The sequence below is a fragment of the Streptomyces sp. BYX5S genome (genome assembly GCF_054724165.1).
In genome coordinates this window covers 3,587,254-3,610,114 of record NZ_CM138829.1, presented here as the reverse complement: position 1 = coordinate 3,610,114, position 22,861 = coordinate 3,587,254, and the positions used below count along the sequence as shown (strand labels likewise).

Below are 22,861 nucleotides of genomic sequence, written 5' to 3'. Positions count from 1 at the left end.
GAGTCGCACCCCCTGATGCGGCCCGTCGCGGCTCTACCGTCGACCCATGCGTGAGACTCCCGCCTCCCCCTCCTTCTGGCGCAGCCCGCTGCGCGGCCCGTGGTTCACCGCGGTGCTGGGCCTGGTGCTGCTGGTCGGCATCACCGTGCTGTTCGTGACGGGACTCGTCTCGTACGCGGCGTACAACCCGGAGCTGGCCCGGATCAACGACAAGACCCCGGACAAGGGGCTGCTCGGCTTCTATCTGTTCGACTGGCCGACGGATCCGCACTGGCTGTACCGGTTCACGCAGGGCGTCCATGTCACGCTCGGCGTCACGCTGATCCCGGTGCTGCTGGCGAAGTTGTGGTCGGTGGTGCCGAAACTGTTCGCGCTGCCGCCGGCCCGTTCGCTGACCCACGCCCTCGAACGCCTCTCGCTGCTGCTCCTGGTCGGCGGCGGCCTGTTCGAGTTCGTCACGGGCGTGCTGAACGTGCAGCTGGACTACGTCTTCCCCGGCTCGTTCTATCCGCTGCACTTCTACGGGGCGTGGGTGTTCTTCGCCGCGTTCCTGGCGCACGCCGCGCTGAAGGTGCCGACGGCGCTGCGCAACGTGCGCAGGGCGCGGGAGGAGGGCGCGCTGGTGGCGCCGCGGCCCGATCCGCCGACGGTGTCGCGGCGGGGCGCGCTGTGGTTCGTGGGCGGCGGCTCGCTGCTGCTGTTCGGTACGACGGCGGGGCAGAGCTTCGACGGGCCGCTGCGCCGCACCGCGCTGTTCGCCCCGCACGGTGGCGCCGATCCGGCGGCGGGCCCGAACGGGTTCCAGATCAACAAGACGGCGGCGTACGCGGGCATCGACCGGGCGGAGATCTCGGACGAGGCGTGGCGGCTGGTCGTGGTCGGGCCTACGGGCCGCACGGTTCGCCTCGGCCGCGCCGAGCTCGCCGAACTGCCCCTGCACAGTGCGGCGTTGCCCATCGCGTGCGTCGAGGGCTGGTCCACGTCCGACCAGTGGTGGCGGGGTGTGCGGCTGCGCGATCTGGCGGCGCTCGTGGACTCCTCTGCCGAGGGCGCGGATCCGCCGGACGTGCTCGTCGAGTCACTGCAACGGCGCGGCGCCTTCCGGCACGCCGCGCTGCGCGCCAACCAGGTGGCCGATCCCCGCTCGCTGCTCGCCCTGTACGTCAACGGGGAACCGCTCTCGCCCGACCACGGCTACCCGGCGCGGGTGATCGTGCCCGCCGCGCCGGGTGTCCTCAACACCAAGTGGGTGGCCCGGCTCACCTTCGGAAAGGTGTGACCGCCATGACACGTCGCCTCCCCCGGATCCCCCGGCCGCCACGGATCCCTCTCGGCAGTCCGCTCCAACTGCTTTTGCTGCTCTGCTCGTTCGCGCTCGCCGGGTACGCGGGGGTGCGGCTGCTCGCGGACGACTGGTTCGGGGTGGCGCTGTGGCTCGTGGGCGCGGCCCTGGTGCACGACCTCGTGCTGGTGCCGCTGTACGCGGGCGTGGACCGGCTTCTCGTGCGGGGGTTCGCGGCGGCGGGGCGGCGGGACCGGGTGGGGTACGTCCGGGTTCCGGCCGCCCTGTCGGGGCTGCTGCTGCTCGTCTGGTTCCCGCTGATCGGCGGGGTGGTGGACGAGCGCTACCGGTCGGCGACGGGGCGCTCCGCCGAGGTGTACCTGGGCCACTGGCTGCTGGTCACGGCGGCGCTGTTCGCCGGGTCGGCGCTGCTGCTCGCGGTGCGGGTGCGCAGCGCGGCGAAGCAGCGGCCGCCCACGGACCACTGATCGACGGGGCGCAGGCCCGCCCCCGCCGCGTACCGGAGGAGGGCGGGCGCGCCGAGCCGCGCCCAGGGGAAGGGGTGGCCCGCGGCCCAGCCGGGCGTGTCGGTGACCTGCACGCTGGCCCGCTCGTCCACGTCGACGGGCGCGGCCTCGGCGATCAGCAGGCCGCCGGGCACCAGGAGCTGCGCGATGCGGGAGAGCAGCGGGTGCGGCTCTCCGCCGATGCCGATGTTGCCGTCCATGAGCAGCACGGTGTCCCAGCGGCCCTCGCCGGGCAGCGGGTCGAACACCGAGCGGCACAGCGCCTGGCCGCCGAGGTCCCGGCTGTGGGCGACGGCGGCCTCGCTGACGTCGACGCCGAGCGCGGCGCGGCCCCGCGCGGCGAGTTCCGCGACGAGCCGTCCGGGCCCGCAGCCGACGTCGAGCACGGCGCCCTCGCAGCGGTCGAGCACCTGCCGGTCGACGCCGTCGGCCCGCGCGCACCAGCGCTCGACCTCCAGCGGCAGCAGCCAGCCGTCGGAACGGCGCAGGAAGAGCGGGCCGCGGCCGGTGCGCAGGGCGGTGGCGTAGGGGTCGGCGCTCGCCCAGGGGGCGGCGGGCGGGGCGCTCATCGGAGGACCTTCGGTGTACGGGGGCGGGCGGCGGTTCGCGAACGGGACGTCCGGCCGCGCGGCGGCCTGCAGGCGGTCACCGTCCGGCCCCCGCCGTACAGCGCGCCAGGCGCCCGGCGAACCGGCCGTGCGGGGCCTCGGCGGCCACGGCCGCGGCGTCCTCCGCGGTGTCCACGTCGCGCAGCGGCGGCAGGTCGCGGACGCGCAGTCCCGCTGCGACGAGGCGGGCGCGCTGGGCGGCGCCGGTGTGCGCCGTGGACATGGGCACGCCGTGCAGCAGCTGCGGGTCGGGGGCGGCCAGGCCGAGGGCCCAGAAGCCGCCGTCGAGCGCCGGGCCGAACCAGGCGTCGCAGTCGGCGAAGTCCACGGCGAGCAGGTCGGGTCTCACCTGGGGGGTGTCCATGCCGATGAGGAGCGCGGGTCCGGTGCTGGCGGCGAAGGCCGCGGCGAGGCGTGCGTCGAGGCCGCCCGCGCACTGCGGCACGACCTCGAAGCCGGGCGGGAGCCAGGGGCCGGGTTCGCCGTCGAGGACGAGGATGCGGCGGGCCGCCGGGGTCGCGGCGACCGCGTCCAGGGTGTCGGCGAGCGCGGCCTCGGCGAGCCCGGCCGCCTCCTCGGGGGTGAACGGCGGGGTGAGGCGGGTCTTGACGCGGCCGGGGCGCGGCTCCTTGGCGATGACCAGCAGGTCGTGGGGTGTGCTCACCGTGTGCTCCCTTCGCTTGCGGGTGCCTCCGACAGCACCCGGCTCATGTCGCGCACCGCGTGCCAGGTGCCGCGCCAGGTGCCGGTCACCTTGGAGGCGCCGGTGCGCGGCAGGTACGGCACGTCGTGCTCGGCGATCCGCCAGCCCGCGTCGGCGGCGCGCACCACCATCTGGAGCGGGTAGCCGCTGCGCCGGTCGTCGAGGCCGAGCCCGAGCAGTGCCTCGCGGCGGGCGGCGCGCAGCGGCCCCAGGTCGTGCAGCCGCAGTCCGGTCCTGCGGCGCAGCATGCGGGCGAGCGCGAGGTTTCCGGCGCGGGCGTGCGCGGGCCAGGCGCCGCGCGCGGTGGGGCGGCGGCGGCCCAGTACGAGGTCGGCCTCGCCGTCGGTGACCTCGCGGACGAAGGGCGCGAGCCGTCCGGGGTCGAGGGAGGCGTCGCAGTCGCAGAAGCACACGATGTCGGCGTCGGACGCGGTGAGTCCGGCGTGGCAGGCGGCGCCGAATCCGCGCCGCTCCTCGCGCACGACGGTCGCGCCCAGGGAACGGGCGATGCCCGCGGAGCCGTCGGTGGATCCGTTGTCGACGACGAGGGCGCGCCAGTGCGGCGGGATCCGGTCGAGGACCCAGGGCAGCGCCTCGGCCTCGTTCAGACAGGGGAGGACCACGTCGACGGTGGTGGGTGGGCTTGTCACGGCTCTCACCCTACGAGTCCGATTCGGACATATCCGGCGAGAGATCCGTACGAAACGCGGACATCGACCGCCCCGGCACGGCACGGCCGCCCGCGGACGCCGGGCACGGTGCGAGGCTGGGTCCATGCAGCAGTCATACGAGCCCACGACGGCGGCCGGGGACGGCGCCGCGGCCCGCGTCCTGGTCGTCGACGACGATCCGACGGTCGCCGAGGTGGTGGCGGGGTACCTGGACCGCGCGGGATACCGCGTGGACCGCGCCGACGACGGCCCCGCCGCTCTCGCGTGCGCCACCGAGCACCGTCCCGACCTGGTGGTTCTCGATCTGATGCTGCCCGGCATGGATGGTCTGGAGGTGTGCCGCCGAATGCGTGAACGCGGCCCCGTCCCGGTCATCATGCTGACCGCGCGCGGCGACGAGGACGACCGGATCCTCGGCCTGGAGGTCGGCGCGGACGACTACGTGACGAAGCCGTTCAGCCCGCGCGAGCTGGTGCTGCGGGTGGAGTCGGTGCTGCGCCGCGCCCGCCCGGCCACGGCCCGGCAGCTGCCGCTGCACGCGGGCGGGCTCACGGTCGACCCGGCGGCGCGCCGGGCCTCCCGGGACGGCGCCGAGCTCGCTCTCACCCTGCGCGAGTTCGACCTCCTCGCCTTCTTCCTGCGGCATCCCGGGCAGGCGTACACGCGCGAGGACCTGATGCGCGAGGTGTGGGGCTGGGACTTCGGCGACCTGTCGACGGTCACGGTCCACATCCGGCGGCTGCGCGGCAAGGTCGAGGCTGATCCGGCGCGCCCGCGGCTGATCCGGACGGTGTGGGGCGTGGGGTACCGCTTCGAGCCCGACTCCGAGCCCGACGCCCAGGAGGCCTGAGCGTGCACGACATGCTTCTCATCGCCCTGTACGCCTTCGCCGGCGCCGCCGTCACCGGGCTCGCGGGCGCGGCGGCGCTGCGGCTGCTGCGGCGCCGTTCGCTCACCGCCTCCCTCGCCGTGGTGTCGACGGTCGGCGTGGTCGCGATGCTGGCGGGGACGCTCGCCGTGGCGTGGGCGATGTTCCTGTCGCCGCACGACCTGAGCGTGGTGACGACGGTGGTGGCGATGGCGGCGGTCGTCTCGCTCGGTACGGCGCTGGTGCTCGGCCGGTGGGTGGTGGCGCGCAGCCGTGAACTGGCCGTCGCGGCGCGCTCGTTCGGCGACGGCGGCGACTTCGCGGCGCCCGCGGCCCCGGCCACCGCCGAGCTGGAGGAGCTGAGCCGTGAGCTGGCGGCGACCAGCGCGAAGCTCGCCGCCTCCCGGGAGCGCGAGCGCGCCCTGGAGACCTCCCGGCGCGAGCTGGTGGCGTGGATCTCGCACGATCTGCGCACCCCGCTCGCGGGCCTGCGCGCGATGGCGGAGGCGCTGGAGGACGGTGTCGCCGCCGATCCGGACCGCTATCTGCGGCAGATGCGCACGGACGTCGAGCGGCTCAACGGCATGGTGGGCGACCTGTTCGAGCTGTCCCGCATCCACGCGGGCGCGCTGCCCCTGAGTCCGGCGCGGATGTCGCTGTACGACCTGGTCAGCGATGCACTGGCGGGCGCGGACCCGCTGGCCCGCGAGCACGGGGTGCGGCTCGTCGGCGAACGGGTGGAGCCGGTCCCGGTGGAGGTCGACGGCAAGGAGATGAGCCGCGTGCTGGGCAATCTCCTGGTGAACGCGATCCGCCGGACGCCCGCGGACGGCACGGTCGCCGTCGCCGCGCACCGCTCGCCCGAGGGCGTGGTGGTGTCGGTCTCGGACGCCTGCGGCGGTATCCCGGAGGAGGACCTGCCGCGTGTCTTCGACACCGGTTGGCGCGACACGCACGCGCGGACCCCTCCGGCGGGCGCGGGGCTCGGTCTGGCGATCGTGCAGGGCATCGTGGCGGCCCATGCGGGCCGGACGTCGGTGCGCAACATTCCGGGCGGCTGCCGTTTCGAGGTCACGCTGCCGTCCGCCGCGTCCGCCTCCTGACGGCCGGTACCGCGGCGAGCGGCTTCGCCTGGACCCGTCTTTGATTTGGACTGAGTCCAAGTTAGGATCGGGTTCACGATCTGAGCCGCCGCGGATCCCCGCGGTGCGCTCCGGTGTCCCAGCGAAGGAGCCAGCCTTGCCCGAGAACAACCAGAAGCCGCTGACCACGGTTGCCGGTGCGCCGGTTCCCGACAACCAGAACTCCGTGACCGCCGGCCCGCGCGGGCCGATGCTGCTCCAGGACGTGTGGTTCCTGGAGAAGCTCGCGCACTTCGACCGCGAGGTCATCCCGGAGCGCCGTATGCACGCCAAGGGCTCGGGCGCGTTCGGCACCTTCACGGTCACGCACGACATCACGCGGTACACGAACGCGAAGATCTTCTCCGAGATCGGCAAGAAGACCGAGATGTTCGCCCGCTTCTCCACCGTCGCCGGTGAGCGCGGCGCGGCCGACGCCGAGCGCGACATCCGCGGTTTCGCCCTGAAGTTCTACACGGACGAGGGCAACTGGGACCTGGTCGGCAACAACACGCCGGTGTTCTTCTTCCGCGACCCGCTGAAGTTCCCTGACCTCAACCACGCGGTGAAGCGCGACCCGCGCACCAACATGCGCGACCCCGAGAACAACTGGGACTTCTGGACCAACCTCCCCGAGGCCCTGCACCAGGTCACCATCGTCATGTCGGAGCGCGGCATCCCCGCCTCGTACCGGCACATGCACGGCTTCGGCTCGCACACGTACAGCCTGATCAACGCCGAGGGCGAGCGGTTCTGGGTGAAGTTCCACCACCGCACCCAGCAGGGCATCAAGAACCTCACCGACGCCGAGGCCGAGGCCCTGGTCGGCAAGGACCGCGAGTCGCACCAGCGCGATCTGTTCGACTCGATCGAGAACGGCGACTTCCCGAAGTGGAAGCTGTTCATCCAGGTCATGCCGGAGGCCGACGCGAACAGCTACCGCTTCCACCCCTTCGACCTCACCAAGGTCTGGTCGAAGAAGGACTACCCGCTGATCGAGGTCGGCGAGTGGGAGCTGAACCGCAACCCGGACAACTACTTCGCGGACGTCGAGCAGGCCGCCTTCACCCCGGCCAACGTGGTGCCCGGCATCAGCTTCTCGCCCGACCGGATGCTCCAGGGCCGGCTGTTCTCCTACGGTGACGCCCAGCGCTACCGCCTCGGCGTGAACCACCACCAGATCCCGGTCAACGCGCCGAAGAACCCGGTGAACTCCTACCACCGCGACGGCGCCATGCGTGTCGACGGCAACCAGGGGGCCACGCCCGGCATCGAGCCGAACTCGTACGGCCGCTGGCGCGAGCAGCCCGCCTACCGCGACCCGGCCCAGGCCGTGGGCGCCGTCGCCGACCGGTTCGACTTCCGCGAGGACGACGACAACTACTTCGAGCAGCCCCGCAACCTGTTCCGGCTGATGAGCCCGGAGCAGCAGCAGGTCCTGTTCGAGAACACGGCGCGCGCCATCAACGGCGCGTCGCGGGCGACCGTCGAGCGGCACATCGCCAACTGCACGCAGGCCGACCCGGCCTACGGCGAGGGCGTCCGCAAGGCGATCGAGGCCCTGGCGGCCGGAAACCTCTGAGCCGCGCCCGTCCGGCAGCCGCACACACCCCTCAGGAGTGGTACGAGTGAACAGTGGCGCACTGACGCCCGAGCAGACGGAGCGGGTCGTCGCCCTCGCCATGGACCTGGCGCGGGAGGGCAGGACGGCCGAACTCGTGGAGTTCGTCGAGCACGGTCTGCCGGTCGACACGACGGACCCGCAGGCGAACAGCCTGCTGATGCTGGCCGCCTACCACGCGCACGCCGACACGGTCCGCGCGCTGCTCCGCCTCGGCGCCGACCCGGACCTGCGCAACGCCCGCGACCAGTCGCCGGTCGCGGGCGCCCTGTTCAAGGGCGCGGACGACGTGGTGGCGGTGCTCATCGAAGCGGGCGCCGACCTCGACTGCGGCACCCCGTCGGCGCGCGCCGCCGCCGCGATGTTCGGGCGCGAGCACCTACTCGACCGCTGAGCGGCGCTCAGCCGGCCATGGCGGCCCGCGCGAACTCCGTCACGCCGTCCTCGAAGCGCACCTCGGGCTTCCACCCCAGTTCGGCACGGATCCGCGCGGAGTCCGCGGTGATGTGCCGGACGTCGCCGAGCCGGTACTCCCCCGTCACCACGGGTCCGGGCCCGCCGTACGCCGCCGCGAGCGCCGACGCCATCTCGCCGACGGTGTGCGGGGTGCCGCTGCCCGTGTTGAACGCGCGCAGCACGCCGGGCTCGGACCCGGCCTCCAGCGCCACCGCGTTGGCCTCCGCGACGTCCCGTACGTGCACGAAGTCGCGGCGCTGGTGGCCGTCCTCGAAGACGCGGGGTGCCTCGCCGCGGGCGAGCGCCGAGCGGAAGAACGAGGCGACACCGGCGTACGGGGTGTCGCGGGGCATCCGGGGGCCGTACACGTTGTGGTAGCGCAGCGAGACGGCCGTTCCGCTGCTCGCGCGCGCCCACGCGGCGGCCAGGTGTTCCTGCGCGAGCTTGGTCGCGGCGTACACGTTGCGCGGGTCGGCGGGGGCGTCCTCGCCGACGAGCCCCGGCGCCAACGCGGCTCCGCAGTCGGGGCAGGTGGGCTCGAAGCGGCCCGCGTCGAGGTCGGCGGCGGCGCGCGGTCCCGGCCGGACGACGCCGTGCCGGGCGCAGGCGTACCACCCCTCCCCGTACACGACCATCGACCCGGCGAGCACGAGCCTGCGCACCCCGGCCTCGGCCATCGCGGAGAGCAGCACCGCCGTACCGAGGTCGTTGCGGGAGACGTACTCGGCGGCGTCGGCCACCCCGTTGCCGAGCCCGACCATCGCCGCCTGGTGACACACCGCGTCGATTCCGGCCAGCGCCGCGGCGACCGCCTCCGGGTCGCGCACGTCGGCGCCGGGATCGTCCTGGACGTCGAACACCACGGGCTCGTGCCCGCGCGCGGTCAGCGCCTCGACGACATGGGACCCGATGAACCCGGCACCGCCGGTGACCAGTACTCGCATGCCGCCACGCTAGGGCCCCCACCCCCGCCCGCCACGGCACCGGGCCGTCGCGTCATCACTCCGTAAGACCCGGCCCGCCCCCGCGGCCCCCTGCGGCTCGCCCCCTTGACACGTTTTGCATAATGCAAAGGTCCGGGTTTTGCATGGTGCAAAAGTAAGGCGGGTAAAACAGTGAACGGCTCAGGAGACGGCCTGCGGGCGCGACGGCCGATGCTCGACGGCCGGGGGTGGACGATGGGGCTCGCGGTGCTGGTGGGCGCGGGAGCGGGGCTCGGCTCGATCGTCTTCCGCTGGTGCATCCAGACGTTCACGCACCTGTTCTCCGGGCACGCCGACTACGCGTCGGATCCCGGCGGCGCCCACCCGGGCCTGCCGTGGCTCGGCCCCTTCTTCGTGCTCGTCACCCCGGTCGTCGGCGGCCTCCTCTACGGGCCGCTGGTGCACCGCTTCGCCAAGGAGGCGCGCGGGCACGGCGTGCCGGAGGTGATGCTGGCGGTCGCCCAGCGCGGCGGCCGGATCAGCCCGAAGGTCGCCGTGGTGAAGACCCTCGCCTCGGCGCTGACCATCGGTTCGGGCGGCTCGGTGGGGCGCGAGGGCCCGATCGTGCAGATCGGTTCGGCGCTCGGTTCGACGCTGGGCCGGATCACGGGCCTGTCCGAACAGCGGCTGAAGCTGCTCGTGGCGTGCGGCGCGGCGGGCGGCATCGCGGCGACGTTCAACGCGCCGCTGGCCGGTGTCTTCTTCGCGATGGAGCTGATCCTGCGCGCGTTCACCGTCGAGGCGTTCGGCGCCACGGTCCTGGCCAGTGTCACCGCGAGCGTCATCGGGCGGGCCGCGTTCGGCGACGTGGCGTTCCTGAACCTGCCGGACTTCCCCGTCCACCACCTCGGCCAGTACGCCCTGTTCGCCGTCCTCGGCGTCGTCGCGGGTGCGGTCGGCGTCGGCTTCTCGCGGGTGCTGTACGCGATCGAGGACGCCTGCGACTGGCTGTGGCGCGGCCCCGAGTGGCTGCGCCCCGCGGCCGGCGGTCTCGCGCTCGGCCTGGTCCTGCTCGCCCTTCCGCAGATGTACGGGGTCGGCTACCCGGTCCTGGAGCGGGCGACGCAGGGCGGGTACGCCGTCGGGTTCCTGCTGCTCCTGCTCGTCGGCAAGATGGTCGCCACGAGCCTGACCATCGGGATCGGTGGCTCGGGCGGCGTGTTCGCGCCGAGCCTGTTCATCGGGGCGATGCTGGGCGCCGCGTTCGGCGCGGTCGCCCACGCGCTGCTGCCGAGCACGGCCGGGGCCGTGGGCGCGTACGCGCTCGTGGGCATGGGCGCCGTGTTCGCGGGCTCGTCCCGGGCGCCCATCACCGCCGTGGTCATCCTCTTCGAGCTGACCGGCGAGTACTCGATCATCCTGCCGCTGATGCTGGCGATCGTGCTGGCGACCGCGACCAGTCGGCTGCTCGCCCGCGACACGATCTACACGCTGAAGCTGCGCCGTCGCGGCATCGATCTGGACGGTCCCGCGCCGCACGCGCCGCTCGGCGGCCAACCGGTCGGCAGTGTGCTCGAACCGCTGCCCGATGCCCTGCCCGCGTCCCTGCCCCTGGCCGACGCCGCCGAGGCGTTGAGCCGCTCCGGGCACGGCGCCCTGCCGGTGCGCGACGGCTCAGGCGCCCACCTCGGCACCGTGACCGCGCAGGCGGTGGCCGAGGCGCTCGCCGAGCAGCCGGAGGCGGCGCCGGCCACCGTGGGCGAACTCGCCCTGCCCGCGCCGCGTGTCACCACGGACCAGCCACTGGCGACGGCGCTGCACACGCTGCTCGCGGCGCCCGGCACCGGTCTTCCGGTGCTGGCCGCGGAGACGGACGAACCGGTGGGCTGGCTCAGCCACCAGGGCGCACTGCGGGCCCTGCACCACCCGGAACCGGCACCGGAACCGGCGGCGGAACCGTCCGGCCCCGCGCGGACACAGCCCGTCTGAAGCCGCGTCCGACGACCGGGCTCAGGTCCGGTCGGCGACGCCCGTCGGCGGGTCGGCCCAGCCCAGCGGGTACAGCGCCGGGTCGACGCCGCCGGGCGCGGAGGGCTCGCCGCCCGCCTCGTTGAACGCGGCCAGCGCCCCGATCAGCGAGGCCCGCTGTTCCGGGTCGAGGCGCTGCACGATGCCCGCGATGTCCTCGCGGCGCCGCGCCGTCACGTTCTCCACCGTGCGGCGTCCCTCTTCGGTCAGTCGCAGCAGCGTCTCGCGGCGGTTGGCGGGGTTGGCGCTGCGGTCGGCGAGGCCCGCCGCGATCAGCCGGTCCACCATCCGCATCGCCGTCGACGGCGCCACGTGCAACTGGTCGGCGAGCGTGACGAGTTTGGTGGCGCCGCGCGTCGACAGCACCACCAGCATGCGGAACTGCGGCAGCGTCACCCGGTCCTCGACCTCGGCCAGCGACCGGGCCGAGACCGCGACGAGCAGCCTGGAGGCGGTGAGCACGGCGCGGGTCACCTCGTCGACGTCGTCCCGGTCCCCGGCGGGGACTTCGCCCGCACGCTCAGCCATGCGTCCGCCGCTCGCTCCGCAGTGCCCTGGTCGCCATGGCCCACATTCTGACATGGCCGAAACGTTGTTCCCCGCGGGCGCGGAGGCCCCGGTCCGGGTGCCCGGCGCGGTCCCCCGTGCGTACGTGGGCGCGACCCGGGTACCCGGCCGCCCGCACGAAGTCCACCGGAACGACACGACGACACGGAGGACAACCATGGCCCACACCACCGAGACCGGCGACGTCACCGGCACCCAGGACAAGGACTACAACCTCGTCTGGTTCGTCGAGTCGTGCCTCAGCAACGCGCTGCGTCTGGAGACCTACATCCACGACGCGGAGCGCACCAAGGACGACGAGCTCGCCGAGCTCTTCCGCAAGGCGCAGGCCGACAGCCGCAAGGGCGCCGCGCTGGGCAAGGACCTGCTGCGCAAGCGTCTGCACGACTGAACACCCGTCGACCGGGCGTCCGTCGGCGCGGCCCATGGTGCGGCGCCGACCGCGGCGGGACAATGTGCCGGATCTGCCCCTCGCCGGGACGGACCCGGCACATTCGTCGAAGGCGGCGCCCGTGAACGACGACGGCTACTACGACCTCGGTACGTTCCACCGAGAGATCACCACCCGCTCACCCGAGGCCCAACTCTGGTTCGACCGCGGTCTGATGTGGACCTACGCCTTCCACCACGAGGAGGCGGTCGCCTGCTTCGAACGGGCCGCCGAGGCCGATGAGCACTGCGCGATGGCGCACTGGGGCCTCGCCTACGCCCTGGGCCCGAACTACAACAAGCAGTGGGACGCCTTCGACGAGCGGGAGCTGGTGTCGACGGTCGAGCGCACGCACCGGGCGGCGCAGCGGGCGACGCTCGCGGCGGGGCGCGCGACCCCGGCCGAGCAGGCGCTGATCGACGCCCTCAAGTCCCGCTACCCGTCGGCAGGACCGGCCCCCGACCAGTCCGTGTGGAACGAGGAGTACGCGCAGGCGATGGGCAAGGTCTACGCGAACCACCGGGACGACCCCGACGTCGCGACCCTGTACGCCGACGCCCTGATGAACCTGACGCCGTGGATGCTGTGGGACCTGCCCACCGGCCGGCCCGCCGAGGGCGCCCGCACCATCGAGGCGCGGGAGGTCCTGGAGCGCGCGCTGGCCCGCCCGGACGGCCGCGACCACCCCGGTCTGCTGCACCTCTACATCCACCTCATGGAGATGTCCCCGACCCCCGAGCAGGCGCTGCCGGTCGCCGACCGGCTCCGCGGCCTGGTCCCGGACGCGGGCCATCTGCACCACATGCCCTCGCACATCGACGTCCTGTGCGGCGACTACCGGCGCGTCATCGACGCCAACACCCGGGCCATCGAGGCGGACGAGCTGGCGCTGGCCCGCGGCGGCGCGATGAACTTCTACACGCTCTACCGCTGCCACAACTTCCACTTCCGGCTGTACGGCGCCATGTTCGCGGGCCAGGCGGAGGTGGCGTTCGACTCCGTGGACCGTCTGGAGGCCGCGATCCCCGAGGACCTGCTGCGCGTCGGGACGCCGCCGATGGCGGACTGGCTGGAGGGCTTCCTGGGCATGCGGGTGCACGCCCTGGTCCGCTTCGGCCGCTGGCAGGACCTCCTCGACCTGCCGCTGCCCGCCGACCCGGAGCTGTACTGCGCGACGACGGCGATGCTGCACTACGGCAAGGGCGTCGCCCTCGCCGCGACCGGCCACACCCGGGAGGCCGGGGCCGAGCACGCGCGTTTCCATGCGGCCGTCGAGCGGGTGCCGGAGTCCCGCACGCTCTTCAACAACACCTGCCGCGATCTCCTCGCGGTCGCCGCGGCCATGCTCGACGGCGAACTCGCCTACCGCCTGGGCGAGTTCGACCGCGCCTTCGCGGCGCTGCGCCGCGCCATCGACCTCGACGACTCCCTCCCCTACGACGAGCCCTGGGGCTGGATGCAGCCGACCCGGCACGCGTACGGGGCGCTGCTCCTGGAACAGGGCAGGGTCGCCGAGGCCGCCGCCGTGTACGCCGCCGACCTGGGCCTGGACGAGACCCTGCCGCGCCCCTTGCGTCACCCCAACAACGTGTGGGCGCTGCACGGCTACCACGAGTGCCTGCTCCGGCTCGGCCGAGACGCCGAGGCCCGCATCATCGCCCCGCAGCTGCGGACGGCCCTGGCGGTGGCGGACGTCCCGATCCGCGCATCGTGCTTCTGCCGCCTCGACGCTGCGGACGACTGCTGCTCGGGTCAGCCGTGACCCCGCCCCCGCAGATCACTCCTGTTCTTCCAGAAGGCAGAATCCGCCCCCGCCGCACTCACCGCACACCGCCCCCTCACCTCTGCCGTCGCCGTGGCACGCCCGGCACAGCCCGTCGTGCCACGTCGTCCCGTCCAACGCGTGGTGCGGGCCCGGATAGTGCGTGTCGGCCAGCACGCACTCCACCTGTGTGTCCGGATGCCGCCGGACGCACAGGTCCCGTCCGGGCAGTCGACGCCGAGCTTCCTGAGTCATGGCTGCTGCTTCCCCTTTCCGTACGAGTCCAGGTAAGCACCCCCCACTGACAACGCGCCCGGCCCGCGCGAGCCGGTCAGGCGCCGCGGCGTTCCGCGGTGACCACGACGGCGGTGTACGGCAGCGTGAACGCGCCGCCGAGCGCGTCGATCGCGGCCCCCGTGCGCGCGAGAAGGTCGTCCAGTTCCCGCGGCCGGTACGTGCCCGCCTCCCCGCTCGTGCGCATCTGCTCCAGCCACGCGGCCCGCGTGTACGTGGCCTCCCACGCGAAGCGCCACTCCTCGGGTTCACCGAACAGCCCGGTCCCGCGCAGCCCGTCGGCGACCTTCGCGAAGATCGCGTCGTAGGCGTCGCGGGCGGGCGCCGCCCAGGGGTTGCGCGGCGCGTCCGGCAGGGCGTCGCGGTGCGCGGCGGCGAACGCCTCGGCCACCTCGGGGCCCGGCCGGAAGACGTTCCAGAAGAGGGCGAGCCGGCCGCCGGGGCGCAGCACCCCGGCCGCCTTCGTGGCGCCCGCGACGGGGTCGATCCAGTGCCAGGTCTGCCCCGCGACGACCGCGTCGAAGGTGCGGCCCGCGGCGTCCCAGGTCTCGAACCGGCCCACCTCGACGTCGAGTCCGCGCTTTCGCGCGTACGCGGCCATGCGCGCGTCGACGTCCACCCCGAGGACGGTGCAGCCCGCGGCCCGGAACTGGCGGGACGCGATACCGGTGCCGCAGCCGACGTCGAGGACGTCCGGACCCGGGGCCGCGGCGGCGATCCGGGCCACGAGGGCTTCGGGGTAGCGGGGCCGGGTGCGGTCGTAGCGCTCGGGGTCGGCGCCGAAGGACTCCGCCATGGCGCGGGCCTTGTGCGGCTCGTTCGCGGCGGTCGGGGGCTTCCCCCCGTCATGAGTGGGCATGCGCCCACCATAGTGGGCACATGCCCACTCTTCTAGTCTGGCCCGAGCCGAACGAAGGAGAAGCGCAGGTGCCGACCGGTGTGGCCATCCGCGATGTCCGCGAGCAGCTCTTCGACGCGGCCGAGCGCGTCCTCATGCGCGACGGGGCCGCCGCGCTCACCAGCCGGGCGGTCACCACGGAGGCGGGCTGCGCCAAGGGGGTGCTGCACCGGCACTTCGCCGACTTCGACGCGTTCCTGGCCGAGCTCGTCCTCGACCGGGCGGGCCGCATGGAGGAGCGGGCGGCCGCCCTCGTCGCCGCCGCGGGCACCCGCACCGTGGTCGACCTCCTGACCGACGCACTGACGGACCTGTTCACCCCGGTCGTCGTGGCGATGGTCGGCCTGCTGACGTTCCGCGACGGGCTGCGCGCCCGGCTCCGGGCAGCCGGGCGCCCCGGCGTCACGGTCCTGGCGGACGCCACCGCGATGCTCCGCGCGTACCTCGAAGCGGAGCGGCGGGCGGGCCGACTGGCGCCCGACACCGACGTCGACTCCCTCGGTCTCACCCTCATCGGCTCGGGCCATCTGCTGTACGCGGACCGCGGGGCCGGCGCGCCCCGCGAGGCGGACGTGCGCCGCGTCGTCGCCTCCGCCGTCGCGGGGGCGCTTCCTCGCTAGATCCGGCCGACTCCTGAGCAACACCTAAGAATGTCATCCATATTGTTGACACTTACGTTGACGCTTGGTGCGGTGGGGTCGTAGGGCGGGAACCCACCCGCCCCAAGAGCCCCATGGGAGTGCCGAGTTGAAGCACAGGACCATCCATCGCAGAAGCGTCGTGAGGGGCATCGGGGCCACGGCGGGCGTCGCGGCCGCCGGTGGTCTCACCTGGACCGCGCAGGCGTCGACCGACACCACCGCGCAGAAGTCCCCGGAGCCCCTCGTGTTCGACGAGGACGCCTTCACCGAGCTGACCACGACCGTCAGCACCGACGCGGGCGACAAGGAAGTCACGTACCGCTTCTGGAAGGCGATCACGTACGTCGCGAAGCCGGTCGACGAGAAGTACCAGAGTCTGAACGTCAGCGTGCCGGTCGCGATCGACGGGCAGGCGGTCGACGCCTCCGACGCGCCCGTCCTGCTCGCCAACGCCATCGGCGGCTACATGCCGTCGTCCGTGGCCGACGCGGACGGCGTCGGAGGGGGCGGTGGCGGCATGCCCGGCGGCGGCGCGAGCACCCGCGCGTCCAACCAACTGCTCGCCCTGGCCGCCGGATACGTCGTCGTCGAACCGGGCGCCCGCGGCCGCACCCTCAAGAACGACGCCGGCGAGTACTACGGCACCGCGCCCGCCGCCATCGTCGACCTGAAGGCCGCCGTCCGCTACATCCGCGCCAACCAGGGCCGCCTGCCCGGCAACACCCGGCACATCGTGTCCGCGGGCACGAGCGCGGGCGGCGCCCTGTCGTCGTTGCTCGGCGCCTCGGGCGACAGCCCGCTCTACGCCCGTCACCTGGCCGAACTGGGCGCCGCCGACGCCTCCGACGCGATCTTCGCGACCGGCGCCTGGTGCCCGATCACCGACCTGGAGCACGCCGACGGCGCCTACGAGTGGAACTGGGGCACCAACAAGCTGAGCAGCGGCGAGGCGGCCGACCCGACGATCTCGAAGCAGCTGCGCGCCCAGTTCGCCGAGTACCAGGCGTCGTTGCGGCTGCGCAGGCGCGACGGCCACGGGCAGCTCACCGCCCGCAACTACGACGAGTACCTGCTGACGCATTACTTCCAGCCGTCGGCCACGCGCTACCTCAAGGCCCTGTCGGACAGCGACCGCGCCGCGTATCTCGCCGCCCACCCGTTCCTCACGTGGCGGGGCGGACAGGCGACGTTCACGTGGGAGGGCTTCCTCGCGCACGTGGGCGCGCGCAAGAAGGCCGCGCCGTCCTTCGACACGTTCGGCCTGACCGCCCCGGAGAACAACCTGTTCGGCGCGGGCACCACCCAGGCGCGGCACTTCACGGCGTACGGCGCCCGGCACGACACCAGCGGCGTGGGCGGCTCGCGGGTGGCGTCCGACATCCCGGAGAAGCTCGACCTGATGAACCCGATGTACCACCTGGCGCGGGGCAACCCGGGCCGCTCGAAGCACTGGTGGATCCGGCTCGGCACGAAGGACACCGACACCTCGCACACCGTCTCCGCCAACCTCGCGGCGAGCGCCGCGGCCCTCGGTGACGACGTCGACCACCTCTACTACTGGGACGAGGGGCACGGCGCCAACACCGATGCGGCGGACTTCATCGCCTGGATCGCGACCGTGACGGGCCACGGGAAGAAGTAGCGTCGCGAGCGGCTCGTACGACGGTGGCCCGGTCCCTGCCAAGGGACCGGGCCACCGTCGTGCACGAAGGGGGTCAGCCTGCGAGCGCGGGCGAGCCCTCGCGGTTGCCGCTGCCCTTGTCCGCCCGCACCTTGATGGTCAGGGCGGCCAGCGCCATCATCACGGCGCCGAACACGGCGGCCACGGAGAACATCGAGAAGCCCAGGTCCGCGTGGCCCGCCGCGAGCAGCTGGCCGCCCACCCACGGGCCGAAGACGGCGCCGAAGCGGCCCATGCCGGAGACCCAGCTGAGCGCGGTCGGCCGGTCCTCCTCGACGTGGTGGGAGCCCACCGTCGCGTACACCATGGTCTGCCCGCTGAACAGGAGCAGCCCGGCGAGGAAGACCACGCAGTACAGCAGCCCCACCGACATGTGCACGCCCATCAGGTAGACGAAGACCGCGGTCAGCGTGAACCAGATGATGACGATGCGGCGCGGGCCGATCCGGTCGGCGAGGCGGCCCGCGACCAGCATGCCGACGATGCCGCCGACGTTGAGGAACGTCGAGAACAGCAGCGAGTCGCCCGTCTCGTACCCGAGTTCGCCCATGATCTTCGGCAGCCACTGGCCGACCCCGTAGACCAGCAGCAGCCCGGCGAACGACGTCAGCCAGAAGCACAGCGTCGTCAGCCACTGGCGGTCGCGGAAGAGCGCCTTGAGGCTCTCCAGCTTGTCGGTGGCGTGCCCCTTCGGCTCGGGCAGCGCGAGTCCGTACTCGCCGGCCAGGCGCCGCGCGTCCGCGGTGCGGCCGCGGGTGAGCAGGTTGGTCGGCGACTCGGGCAGCATCTTCAGGGCCAGCGGCAGGAAGATCAGCGCGGGTATCGCGCCCACGAGGAACGCCGAGCGCCAGCCGAAGTCGTCGATCAGCCACAGCGCGAGCAGCGGGGCGACGGCGCCACCGGTCTGGTGGGCGGTCATGATGATGCCGGTCGCGAGCGCCTTGCGGGCGCCGGTGGTGAACTCCATGCCGTACGAGATCGCGATCGGCAGCAGCGCGCCGAGACCGAACCCGCACACCAGGCGGAAGAAGCCGAAGACCCCGGCGCTCTGCGCGAGTCCGCAGCCGACGGTGGCGATCGTGAAGACGGCGACCGACGTGAAGATCGTCTTGCGGCGGCCCACCCAGTTGCTGACCGTGCCGGACAGGATCGTGCCGATCAGCATGCCGAAGGTGGTGTAGCTGCCGATGTCACCGGCGGTGGCATCGGTCAGGCCGAGCGCCTTCGAGCCCAGCATGTGCGGCAGCGCGGAGCCGTAGATGAACGTGTCGATGCCGTCGATGAAGACCAGCGCCCAGCACAGGGCGATGACGACGGTGCGGCTTCTGACGGAGGGGGCTGCCGTGTTTTCGGGCAGGAGGGAGCGGTAACGCGAGGACATCTTTGTTCCTCTCGTGCGGGCAGTCCGGACGGGCCGGAGGTGGTGGTGGAACAGCCCCGGGTCAGGGCTGGATCGGCGGGGTGCCGTGGGTGTGGAAGGACTCGATGGTCTTCAGGCCCCAGGCCTGGCCCTTCTTGCGCTCCTCCTCGGTCCAGGTGATCAGTGGCCAGTCGGGCGCGAGGACGAGGCGGGTGAGCGGGTTGCACAGCTCGATGCGGTTGCCGCCGGGTTCGTAGACGTACAGGAAGAACGTCTGCTGGATGGCGTGCTTGTGCGGGCCGGTCTCGATGAAGACGCCGGTGTCGATGGCGAGATCGGCGGCGCGCAGGATGTCCTCGCGGTTGTCGGTCGCGAAGGCGATGTGGTGCAGGCGGCCCTGGCTGCCGGTCCAGTCCTCGGTGTAGACGACGTCGTAGGACTTGTTGGTGTACGTCAGCCACTTGCCGGCGATGCGGCCGGTGTCGAGCCGGATCTGCTCGGTGGGGCGGGCGCCGAGCACGTCCGCGTGGAAGTCGGCGTTGAGCGCGACGTCCGAGGCGAGGAAGTTGACGTGGTCGAGGCGGCGGACGCCGACGCCCCGGTTGGGCTTGGCCTGCGGCTGGTTCTTCAGGGCCGGCTTGAGCCCGTCGGGGGCGACGTAGTGCTCGCTGTCCCAGTAGAGGGCGAGTTCGTGGCCGTCGGGGTCGGTGGTGACGAACAGCTTGCCGATGCCGGGCTCGTCCTCGGTCCAGTGGCCGGTGCCGCCTGACTCCTCGACGGCCTTGACGCGGCGCTGGAGCGCGTCCTCGCTGGAGGTGCGCAGGGCGAGCCGGCCGAGGCCCGGCTGGTCGCGGGCGGTGAGGACGAGGCTGTGGTGCTCGTAGTCGTCGAAGGTGCGCAGGTACACGGTGTCGCCGTCCTGGCCGCAGACGGTCAGGCCCAGGAAGTCCGTGAAGAAGCCGACGCTGGCGTCCAGGTCCGGGGTGAACAGCTGGGCGTGGCCGATGTGGGCGATGTCGCCGAGGGGCGGAGTCATCGGGGACCTCCTGGGGTCGGTGCGGGGTGTGCGGGGAGGGGAGCGGTGTCGGCCGCGCGGGGGAAGACCGTGCCGTCGAAGAGTTTGCGGGCGGTGCGGACGACGGCGGTGCGCCGCGCGACCGGCTGTCCGCCGGGCTCTTCGGCGATGCTGCTCTCGATGTCGGTGAAGCCGGTGGGGTGCTCGATGCGCAAGCGGTCGGTGCCGGTGGCCGGTTCGGCGATGCCGTCCGCGACGCTGCCGTCGAGGCGCAGTCCGGCGGCGACGCTGGCCGCGCCCAGTACGCCGATGGAGGTGTGGCAGCGCACGGGGATGAACGTCCGGGTGGTGACGGCGCCGCCGTGCCGGGGCGCGGCGAGCAGGGTCAGCTTGGGGACGGTGGCGTCGGAGACGTCGCCGAGGCCCATCAGCTCCCCTGCCGCGAGCCGTATCTCGCGCAGGCGCGCGGCGAGTTCGGCGTTCGCCTCCAGCTCCTTCGGGTCCTCGTAGCCGGTGACCTTCAGGGACTCGGCGGCGACGAGCACGGTCGGCATGCCGTTGTCGACGCAGGTCACCTCGGTGCCCGCGACGGTGTCGCGGACGTTCCCGGTGGGCAGCAACGCGCCCTGTCCCGGCGGGAATTCGACGACCACGGCCGCCGCGGTCCCGGGTACTCCGGAGATCTCCGCGTCGCCGGTGTAGTCGACCCGGCCGCCCGGTGTCGGGAACGTGGCCGTGGCCCGGTCGCCGGAGTTGACCATGCGGATACGGACCGAGGTCTCGCCGTCCGCGGCGGGCACCAGTCCGCGTTCGACGGCGAAGGGGCCGACGCCGGCGAGGATGTTGCCGCAGTTCTGCCGGTCCGACACCACCGGTTCGTCGACGTTGACCTGGAGGAACAGGTAGTCGACGTCGGCGTCGGGTGCGGCGGACGGCGACACCACGGCCACCTTGCTGGTGAGGGGGTGGGCGCCGCCGATGCCGTCGATCTGACGGGGGTCGGGGCTGCCCATCACGCGCAGCAGCAGGTCGTCGCGGTCGGCCGGGTCGGCGGGCAGGTCCTCGGCGAGGAAGTAGGCGCCTTTGGAGGTGCCGCCGCGCATCAGCATGCAGCGCGGCTCCTCGGGCGCGGTCACGAGGTGTGCTCCTCGTACGTGCGGTACTCGACGCCGAGCCGCTTGAGGGTGTCCCGCAGCCCGTAGCGGTCCAGGCCGAGCTGGCCCTCCAGGAAGGCGGCGCGGGTGGCGGCCTCCTTCTCCTCGCGGGCCTGGGACTTCTCGGCGGCCTCGGCGGTGCGCTCGCGGGGCACGACCACGACTCCGTCGTCGTCGGCGACGATGACGTCGCCGGGGCGGATCGTCTCGCCGCCGATGACGACCGGCACGTTGACACTGCCGCCGGTCGCCTTGACCGTGCCCTGCGCGGACACGGCGGCGGACCAGGCGTGGAAGCCCATCTCGCGCAATTCGGCGGTGTCCCGGATGCCGGCGCCCGTGACGATGCCGCGCACGCCGCGCTTCTGGAGCGCGGTGGCGAACAGCTCGCCGAACATGCCGTCGGTGGACGGTGAGGTGGTGGTGACGACGAGGATGTCACCCTCGCCGCACTGCTCCACGGCCGCGTGGATCATGAGGTTGTCGCCGGGCCACGAGAGCACCGTCACCGCGGTACCGGCGATGCGGGTGTCCTGCTGGTTGGGGCGCAGGTGGTGGCCGAGGAGGCCGGTGCGGCCCATCGCCTCGTGGATCGTGGCGACGCCGTACCCGGCGAGCGCCTCGACGTCCTTGGCCTCGGCCTTGGGCGGGTTGGTGACGATGACGCCGGGCATCAGGCGAGCTCCTTCGCGATCTGCGGGTACGGGCGCATGTACGCCTCGGCCATGGTCGTGTGGGCGAGCCCCAGGTTGGGGCCGGCGTTGCGCTTGAGCTGCACACCTCGCCGTACGGCGAGGTCGGTGTAGTACTCCCACAGGTGCCGTTGCGCGCCGAGGCACTCCATGGCCTTGCGCTTGGTGTCCCAGACCTCGGTGATGTCGAGGAGCACCTCGGGCTTGAAGCCGCTCATCTCGGGCTGGTGCGGTTCGAAGTAGAAGACGGGCGGGGCGCCGATGATCTCGCCCTCGCCGGGGTAGCCGATGGCCTGCGCGAGGACGCGGGCCTCCAGGGCCATGCGGTTGGCGGCCGGGTGGTCGCCGTTGTACGGGTCCTCGACGGGGTGCGTGAGCACCACGTCGGGCTGGGTCTCCCGGTAGACGGCGACGAGCCGGTCGGTCAGTTCGGCGCTCGCCACCAGCGGGTAGTCACCGGCGTCGAAGAAGCGGACCTCGGCACCGAGCGCGGCGGCGGCCCGCTCGGCCTCGTCGCGGCGCAGCGCCTTGATCTCGTCGAGCTTCTTGCCCTCCCGCCAGGCCTTCGCGGACTCGCCGCGCTCCCCGAACGTCAGGCACGCGATGGTCACGTTCTCGCCGCGGGCGGCGGCGAGCGCGATGGCACCGCCGGCCCGCCACACGAAGTCCCCCGCGTGCGCGGTGACCACCAGGGTCGATCGTGGTGGGGCGGCGGGCAGGTTGCCGTTGCTCATTGTTGCTTCTCCTTGGTGACAGGTGTGCGCCCGCCCCAAGCCGCGTCAATCGGCGCGCAACACGTCGATCACACTGCGGAGGTGGGCGCGGACGGCCGTCTCGGCCGCCTGCGGGTCCCTGGCCCGGATCGTCTCGATCATGGCCAGGTGCTCTCCCAGGGATTGCTGCGAACGCCCCGGCCGCAGCGCCAACTGGAAGCGGTGTCGCACCAGTTGGGCATTGAGCCGTTCCAGGAGCGTCACCGCCGTCCGCTGGCCGGAGATGTCGCGGATCCGGGCGTGCAGCTCGTGGTTGAGGTCGGAGTAGGTGAGCGGGTCGCCTTCCCCGACCGCCTTGGACATCGCGTCACCGAGCTCGGCGAGCTCGTCGAGCTGCGCGTCGGTGGCCTGCTCGGCCGCCTTGGCCGCGCACAGCCCTTCGAGCGCCATTCGGCACTCCGTGATCTCCACTGCCTCCTCGACCGTGACGACCCGCACCCGCGAGCCGCGGTTGCGGATCCGCTCGACCAGACCTTCGGCGGCCAGTTCAAGCAGTGCCGCGCGGATGCTCGCCCGCGTCACGTCGTACTGCTCGGCGAGTTCGTTCTCCACCAGCCGCTGGGCCGGTGACATCTCGCCGCGCAGGATCGCCTTGCGCAGTTGGTCCAGCGCGTACTGCTTGGCCTGCTCTCCGGAGCCTGGACGGGCTTCCTTCGGCATGTGCCCTCCCTGAATGAGTGCGTGTCGACGCTAAATCTAGGCGAACAGAATTGTCAACGATTTTGTTCGCAACCTATTCGTGCGCTGTGCACCGCCGCCGACACCGCGCACGCGCGCAGCACGCCC

Annotated in this window: 23 protein-coding genes; 10 read left to right on the top strand and 13 right to left on the bottom strand. The window is 72.9% G+C overall.

The features are described from left to right. The first annotated feature begins 46 nt into the window (after positions 1-46). A complete protein-coding gene (locus ACYBSK_RS16400; RefSeq protein ID WP_460246609.1) occupies positions 47-1,279 on the top strand; it encodes a molybdopterin-dependent oxidoreductase in 1,233 nt (410 codons plus the stop codon). A 346-nt stretch (positions 1,280-1,625) separates the two neighbouring features. Here ACYBSK_RS16400 and ACYBSK_RS16395 read toward each other — a convergent pair whose 3' ends face one another. The 3 genes from ACYBSK_RS16395 to ACYBSK_RS16385 all read right to left on the bottom strand — a co-directional run bounded on the left by ACYBSK_RS16395 (position 1,626) and on the right by ACYBSK_RS16385 (position 3,779). Further along, entirely contained in the window at positions 1,626-2,378 is a 753-nt protein-coding gene (locus tag ACYBSK_RS16395) for a class I SAM-dependent methyltransferase (RefSeq protein WP_457477828.1), read from the bottom strand. Positions 2,379-2,454: 76 nt separating this feature from the next. Further along, complete coding sequence (locus tag ACYBSK_RS16390) at positions 2,455-3,081, bottom strand: TIGR04282 family arsenosugar biosynthesis glycosyltransferase (RefSeq protein WP_457477827.1); 627 nt, start codon at positions 3,079-3,081, stop codon at positions 2,455-2,457. Next, positions 3,078-3,779, bottom strand: coding sequence for a glycosyltransferase family 2 protein (locus ACYBSK_RS16385; RefSeq protein ID WP_460246608.1), 702 nt, complete (start codon positions 3,777-3,779; stop codon positions 3,078-3,080). Before ACYBSK_RS16385 ends, ACYBSK_RS16390 begins: the two co-directional genes overlap by 4 nt. Before the next feature lie 115 nt (positions 3,780-3,894). Here ACYBSK_RS16385 and ACYBSK_RS16380 point away from each other — a divergent pair, with 115 nt between their 5' ends. The 4 genes from ACYBSK_RS16380 to ACYBSK_RS16365 all read left to right on the top strand — a co-directional run bounded on the left by ACYBSK_RS16380 (position 3,895) and on the right by ACYBSK_RS16365 (position 7,795). Next, the gene (locus tag ACYBSK_RS16380) at positions 3,895-4,641 is read left to right on the top strand and encodes a response regulator transcription factor (protein WP_460246607.1); all 747 of its coding nucleotides are present in this window, start codon (positions 3,895-3,897) and stop codon (positions 4,639-4,641) included. Positions 4,642-4,643: 2 nt separating this feature from the next. Then, a complete protein-coding gene (locus ACYBSK_RS16375; protein WP_457477824.1) occupies positions 4,644-5,762 on the top strand; it encodes a sensor histidine kinase in 1,119 nt (372 codons plus the stop codon). A gap of 136 nt (positions 5,763-5,898) precedes the next feature. Beyond that, positions 5,899-7,362 carry a catalase gene (locus ACYBSK_RS16370; RefSeq protein ID WP_457477823.1) on the top strand — a complete coding sequence of 488 codons (1,464 nt, stop codon included), beginning with the start codon at positions 5,899-5,901 and terminating at the stop codon, positions 7,360-7,362. A 100-nt stretch (positions 7,363-7,462) separates the two neighbouring features. Continuing rightward, positions 7,463-7,795, top strand: coding sequence for an ankyrin repeat domain-containing protein (locus ACYBSK_RS16365; RefSeq protein ID WP_457481766.1), 333 nt, complete (start codon positions 7,463-7,465; stop codon positions 7,793-7,795). 7 nt (positions 7,796-7,802) lie between these two features. Here the strand turns inward: ACYBSK_RS16365 and ACYBSK_RS16360 are convergent, their stop codons facing one another. Beyond that, positions 7,803-8,801, bottom strand: coding sequence for an NAD-dependent epimerase/dehydratase family protein (locus tag ACYBSK_RS16360; protein WP_460246606.1), 999 nt, complete (start codon positions 8,799-8,801; stop codon positions 7,803-7,805). 234 nt (positions 8,802-9,035) lie between these two features. Here ACYBSK_RS16360 and ACYBSK_RS16355 point away from each other — a divergent pair, with 234 nt between their 5' ends. Continuing rightward, on the top strand, positions 9,036-10,769 hold the full coding sequence (locus ACYBSK_RS16355; RefSeq protein ID WP_460247041.1) for a chloride channel protein: 1,734 nt from the start codon (positions 9,036-9,038) through the stop codon (positions 10,767-10,769). Positions 10,770-10,790: 21 nt separating this feature from the next. On the opposite strand, the gene ACYBSK_RS16350 is transcribed toward ACYBSK_RS16355, so the two are convergent. Further along, positions 10,791-11,336 carry a MarR family winged helix-turn-helix transcriptional regulator gene (locus tag ACYBSK_RS16350; RefSeq protein WP_457477821.1) on the bottom strand — a complete coding sequence of 182 codons (546 nt, stop codon included), beginning with the start codon at positions 11,334-11,336 and terminating at the stop codon, positions 10,791-10,793. 196 nt (positions 11,337-11,532) lie between these two features. On the opposite strand from ACYBSK_RS16350, the gene ACYBSK_RS16345 reads away from it, so the two are divergent. Then, a complete protein-coding gene (locus ACYBSK_RS16345; RefSeq protein ID WP_457477820.1) occupies positions 11,533-11,766 on the top strand; it encodes a hypothetical protein in 234 nt (77 codons plus the stop codon). Between the two features lie 34 nt (positions 11,767-11,800). Then, the gene (locus tag ACYBSK_RS16340; protein ID WP_460246605.1) at positions 11,801-13,567 is read left to right on the top strand and encodes a hypothetical protein; all 1,767 of its coding nucleotides are present in this window, start codon (positions 11,801-11,803) and stop codon (positions 13,565-13,567) included. A gap of 15 nt (positions 13,568-13,582) precedes the next feature. Here ACYBSK_RS16340 and ACYBSK_RS16335 read toward each other — a convergent pair whose 3' ends face one another. Both ACYBSK_RS16335 and ACYBSK_RS16330 read right to left on the bottom strand, forming a co-directional pair. Then, entirely contained in the window at positions 13,583-13,822 is a 240-nt protein-coding gene (locus ACYBSK_RS16335) for a hypothetical protein (RefSeq protein ID WP_460246604.1), read from the bottom strand. Between the two features lie 76 nt (positions 13,823-13,898). Beyond that, positions 13,899-14,720, bottom strand: coding sequence for a class I SAM-dependent methyltransferase (locus ACYBSK_RS16330; protein WP_460246603.1), 822 nt, complete (start codon positions 14,718-14,720; stop codon positions 13,899-13,901). A 20-nt stretch (positions 14,721-14,740) separates the two neighbouring features. Here ACYBSK_RS16330 and ACYBSK_RS16325 point away from each other — a divergent pair, with 20 nt between their 5' ends. Both ACYBSK_RS16325 and ACYBSK_RS16320 read left to right on the top strand, forming a co-directional pair. Then, positions 14,741-15,379, top strand: a complete 639-nt coding sequence (locus ACYBSK_RS16325) for a TetR family transcriptional regulator (protein WP_460246602.1) — start codon at positions 14,741-14,743, stop codon at positions 15,377-15,379. A 160-nt stretch (positions 15,380-15,539) separates the two neighbouring features. Next, positions 15,540-17,042 (top strand): subtype B tannase, encoded by a 1,503-nt coding sequence (locus ACYBSK_RS16320; protein ID WP_460246601.1) that lies wholly within the window; start codon positions 15,540-15,542, stop codon positions 17,040-17,042. Between the two features lie 73 nt (positions 17,043-17,115). On the opposite strand, the gene ACYBSK_RS16315 is transcribed toward ACYBSK_RS16320, so the two are convergent. From ACYBSK_RS16315 to ACYBSK_RS16290, 6 genes are all read right to left on the bottom strand, one after another. Next, positions 17,116-18,462, bottom strand: coding sequence for an MFS transporter (locus tag ACYBSK_RS16315; RefSeq protein ID WP_460246600.1), 1,347 nt, complete (start codon positions 18,460-18,462; stop codon positions 17,116-17,118). Between the two features lie 61 nt (positions 18,463-18,523). Further along, positions 18,524-19,477 carry a catechol 2,3-dioxygenase gene (locus ACYBSK_RS16310; RefSeq protein ID WP_457477815.1) on the bottom strand — a complete coding sequence of 318 codons (954 nt, stop codon included), beginning with the start codon at positions 19,475-19,477 and terminating at the stop codon, positions 18,524-18,526. Then, on the bottom strand, positions 19,474-20,592 hold the full coding sequence (locus tag ACYBSK_RS16305) for a 4-oxalomesaconate tautomerase (RefSeq protein WP_460246599.1): 1,119 nt from the start codon (positions 20,590-20,592) through the stop codon (positions 19,474-19,476). The genes ACYBSK_RS16310 and ACYBSK_RS16305 overlap by 4 nt, the downstream gene beginning before the upstream one ends. Further along, entirely contained in the window at positions 20,589-21,284 is a 696-nt protein-coding gene (locus ACYBSK_RS16300) for a 4-carboxy-4-hydroxy-2-oxoadipate aldolase/oxaloacetate decarboxylase (RefSeq protein ID WP_457477813.1), read from the bottom strand. The genes ACYBSK_RS16305 and ACYBSK_RS16300 overlap by 4 nt, the downstream gene beginning before the upstream one ends. Further along, complete coding sequence (locus tag ACYBSK_RS16295; RefSeq protein ID WP_460246598.1) at positions 21,284-22,036, bottom strand: PIG-L deacetylase family protein; 753 nt, start codon at positions 22,034-22,036, stop codon at positions 21,284-21,286. The genes ACYBSK_RS16300 and ACYBSK_RS16295 overlap by 1 nt, the downstream gene beginning before the upstream one ends. A 45-nt stretch (positions 22,037-22,081) precedes the next feature. After that, complete coding sequence (locus tag ACYBSK_RS16290) at positions 22,082-22,735, bottom strand: GntR family transcriptional regulator (RefSeq protein WP_457477811.1); 654 nt, start codon at positions 22,733-22,735, stop codon at positions 22,082-22,084. Positions 22,736-22,861: the final 126 nt, after the last annotated feature.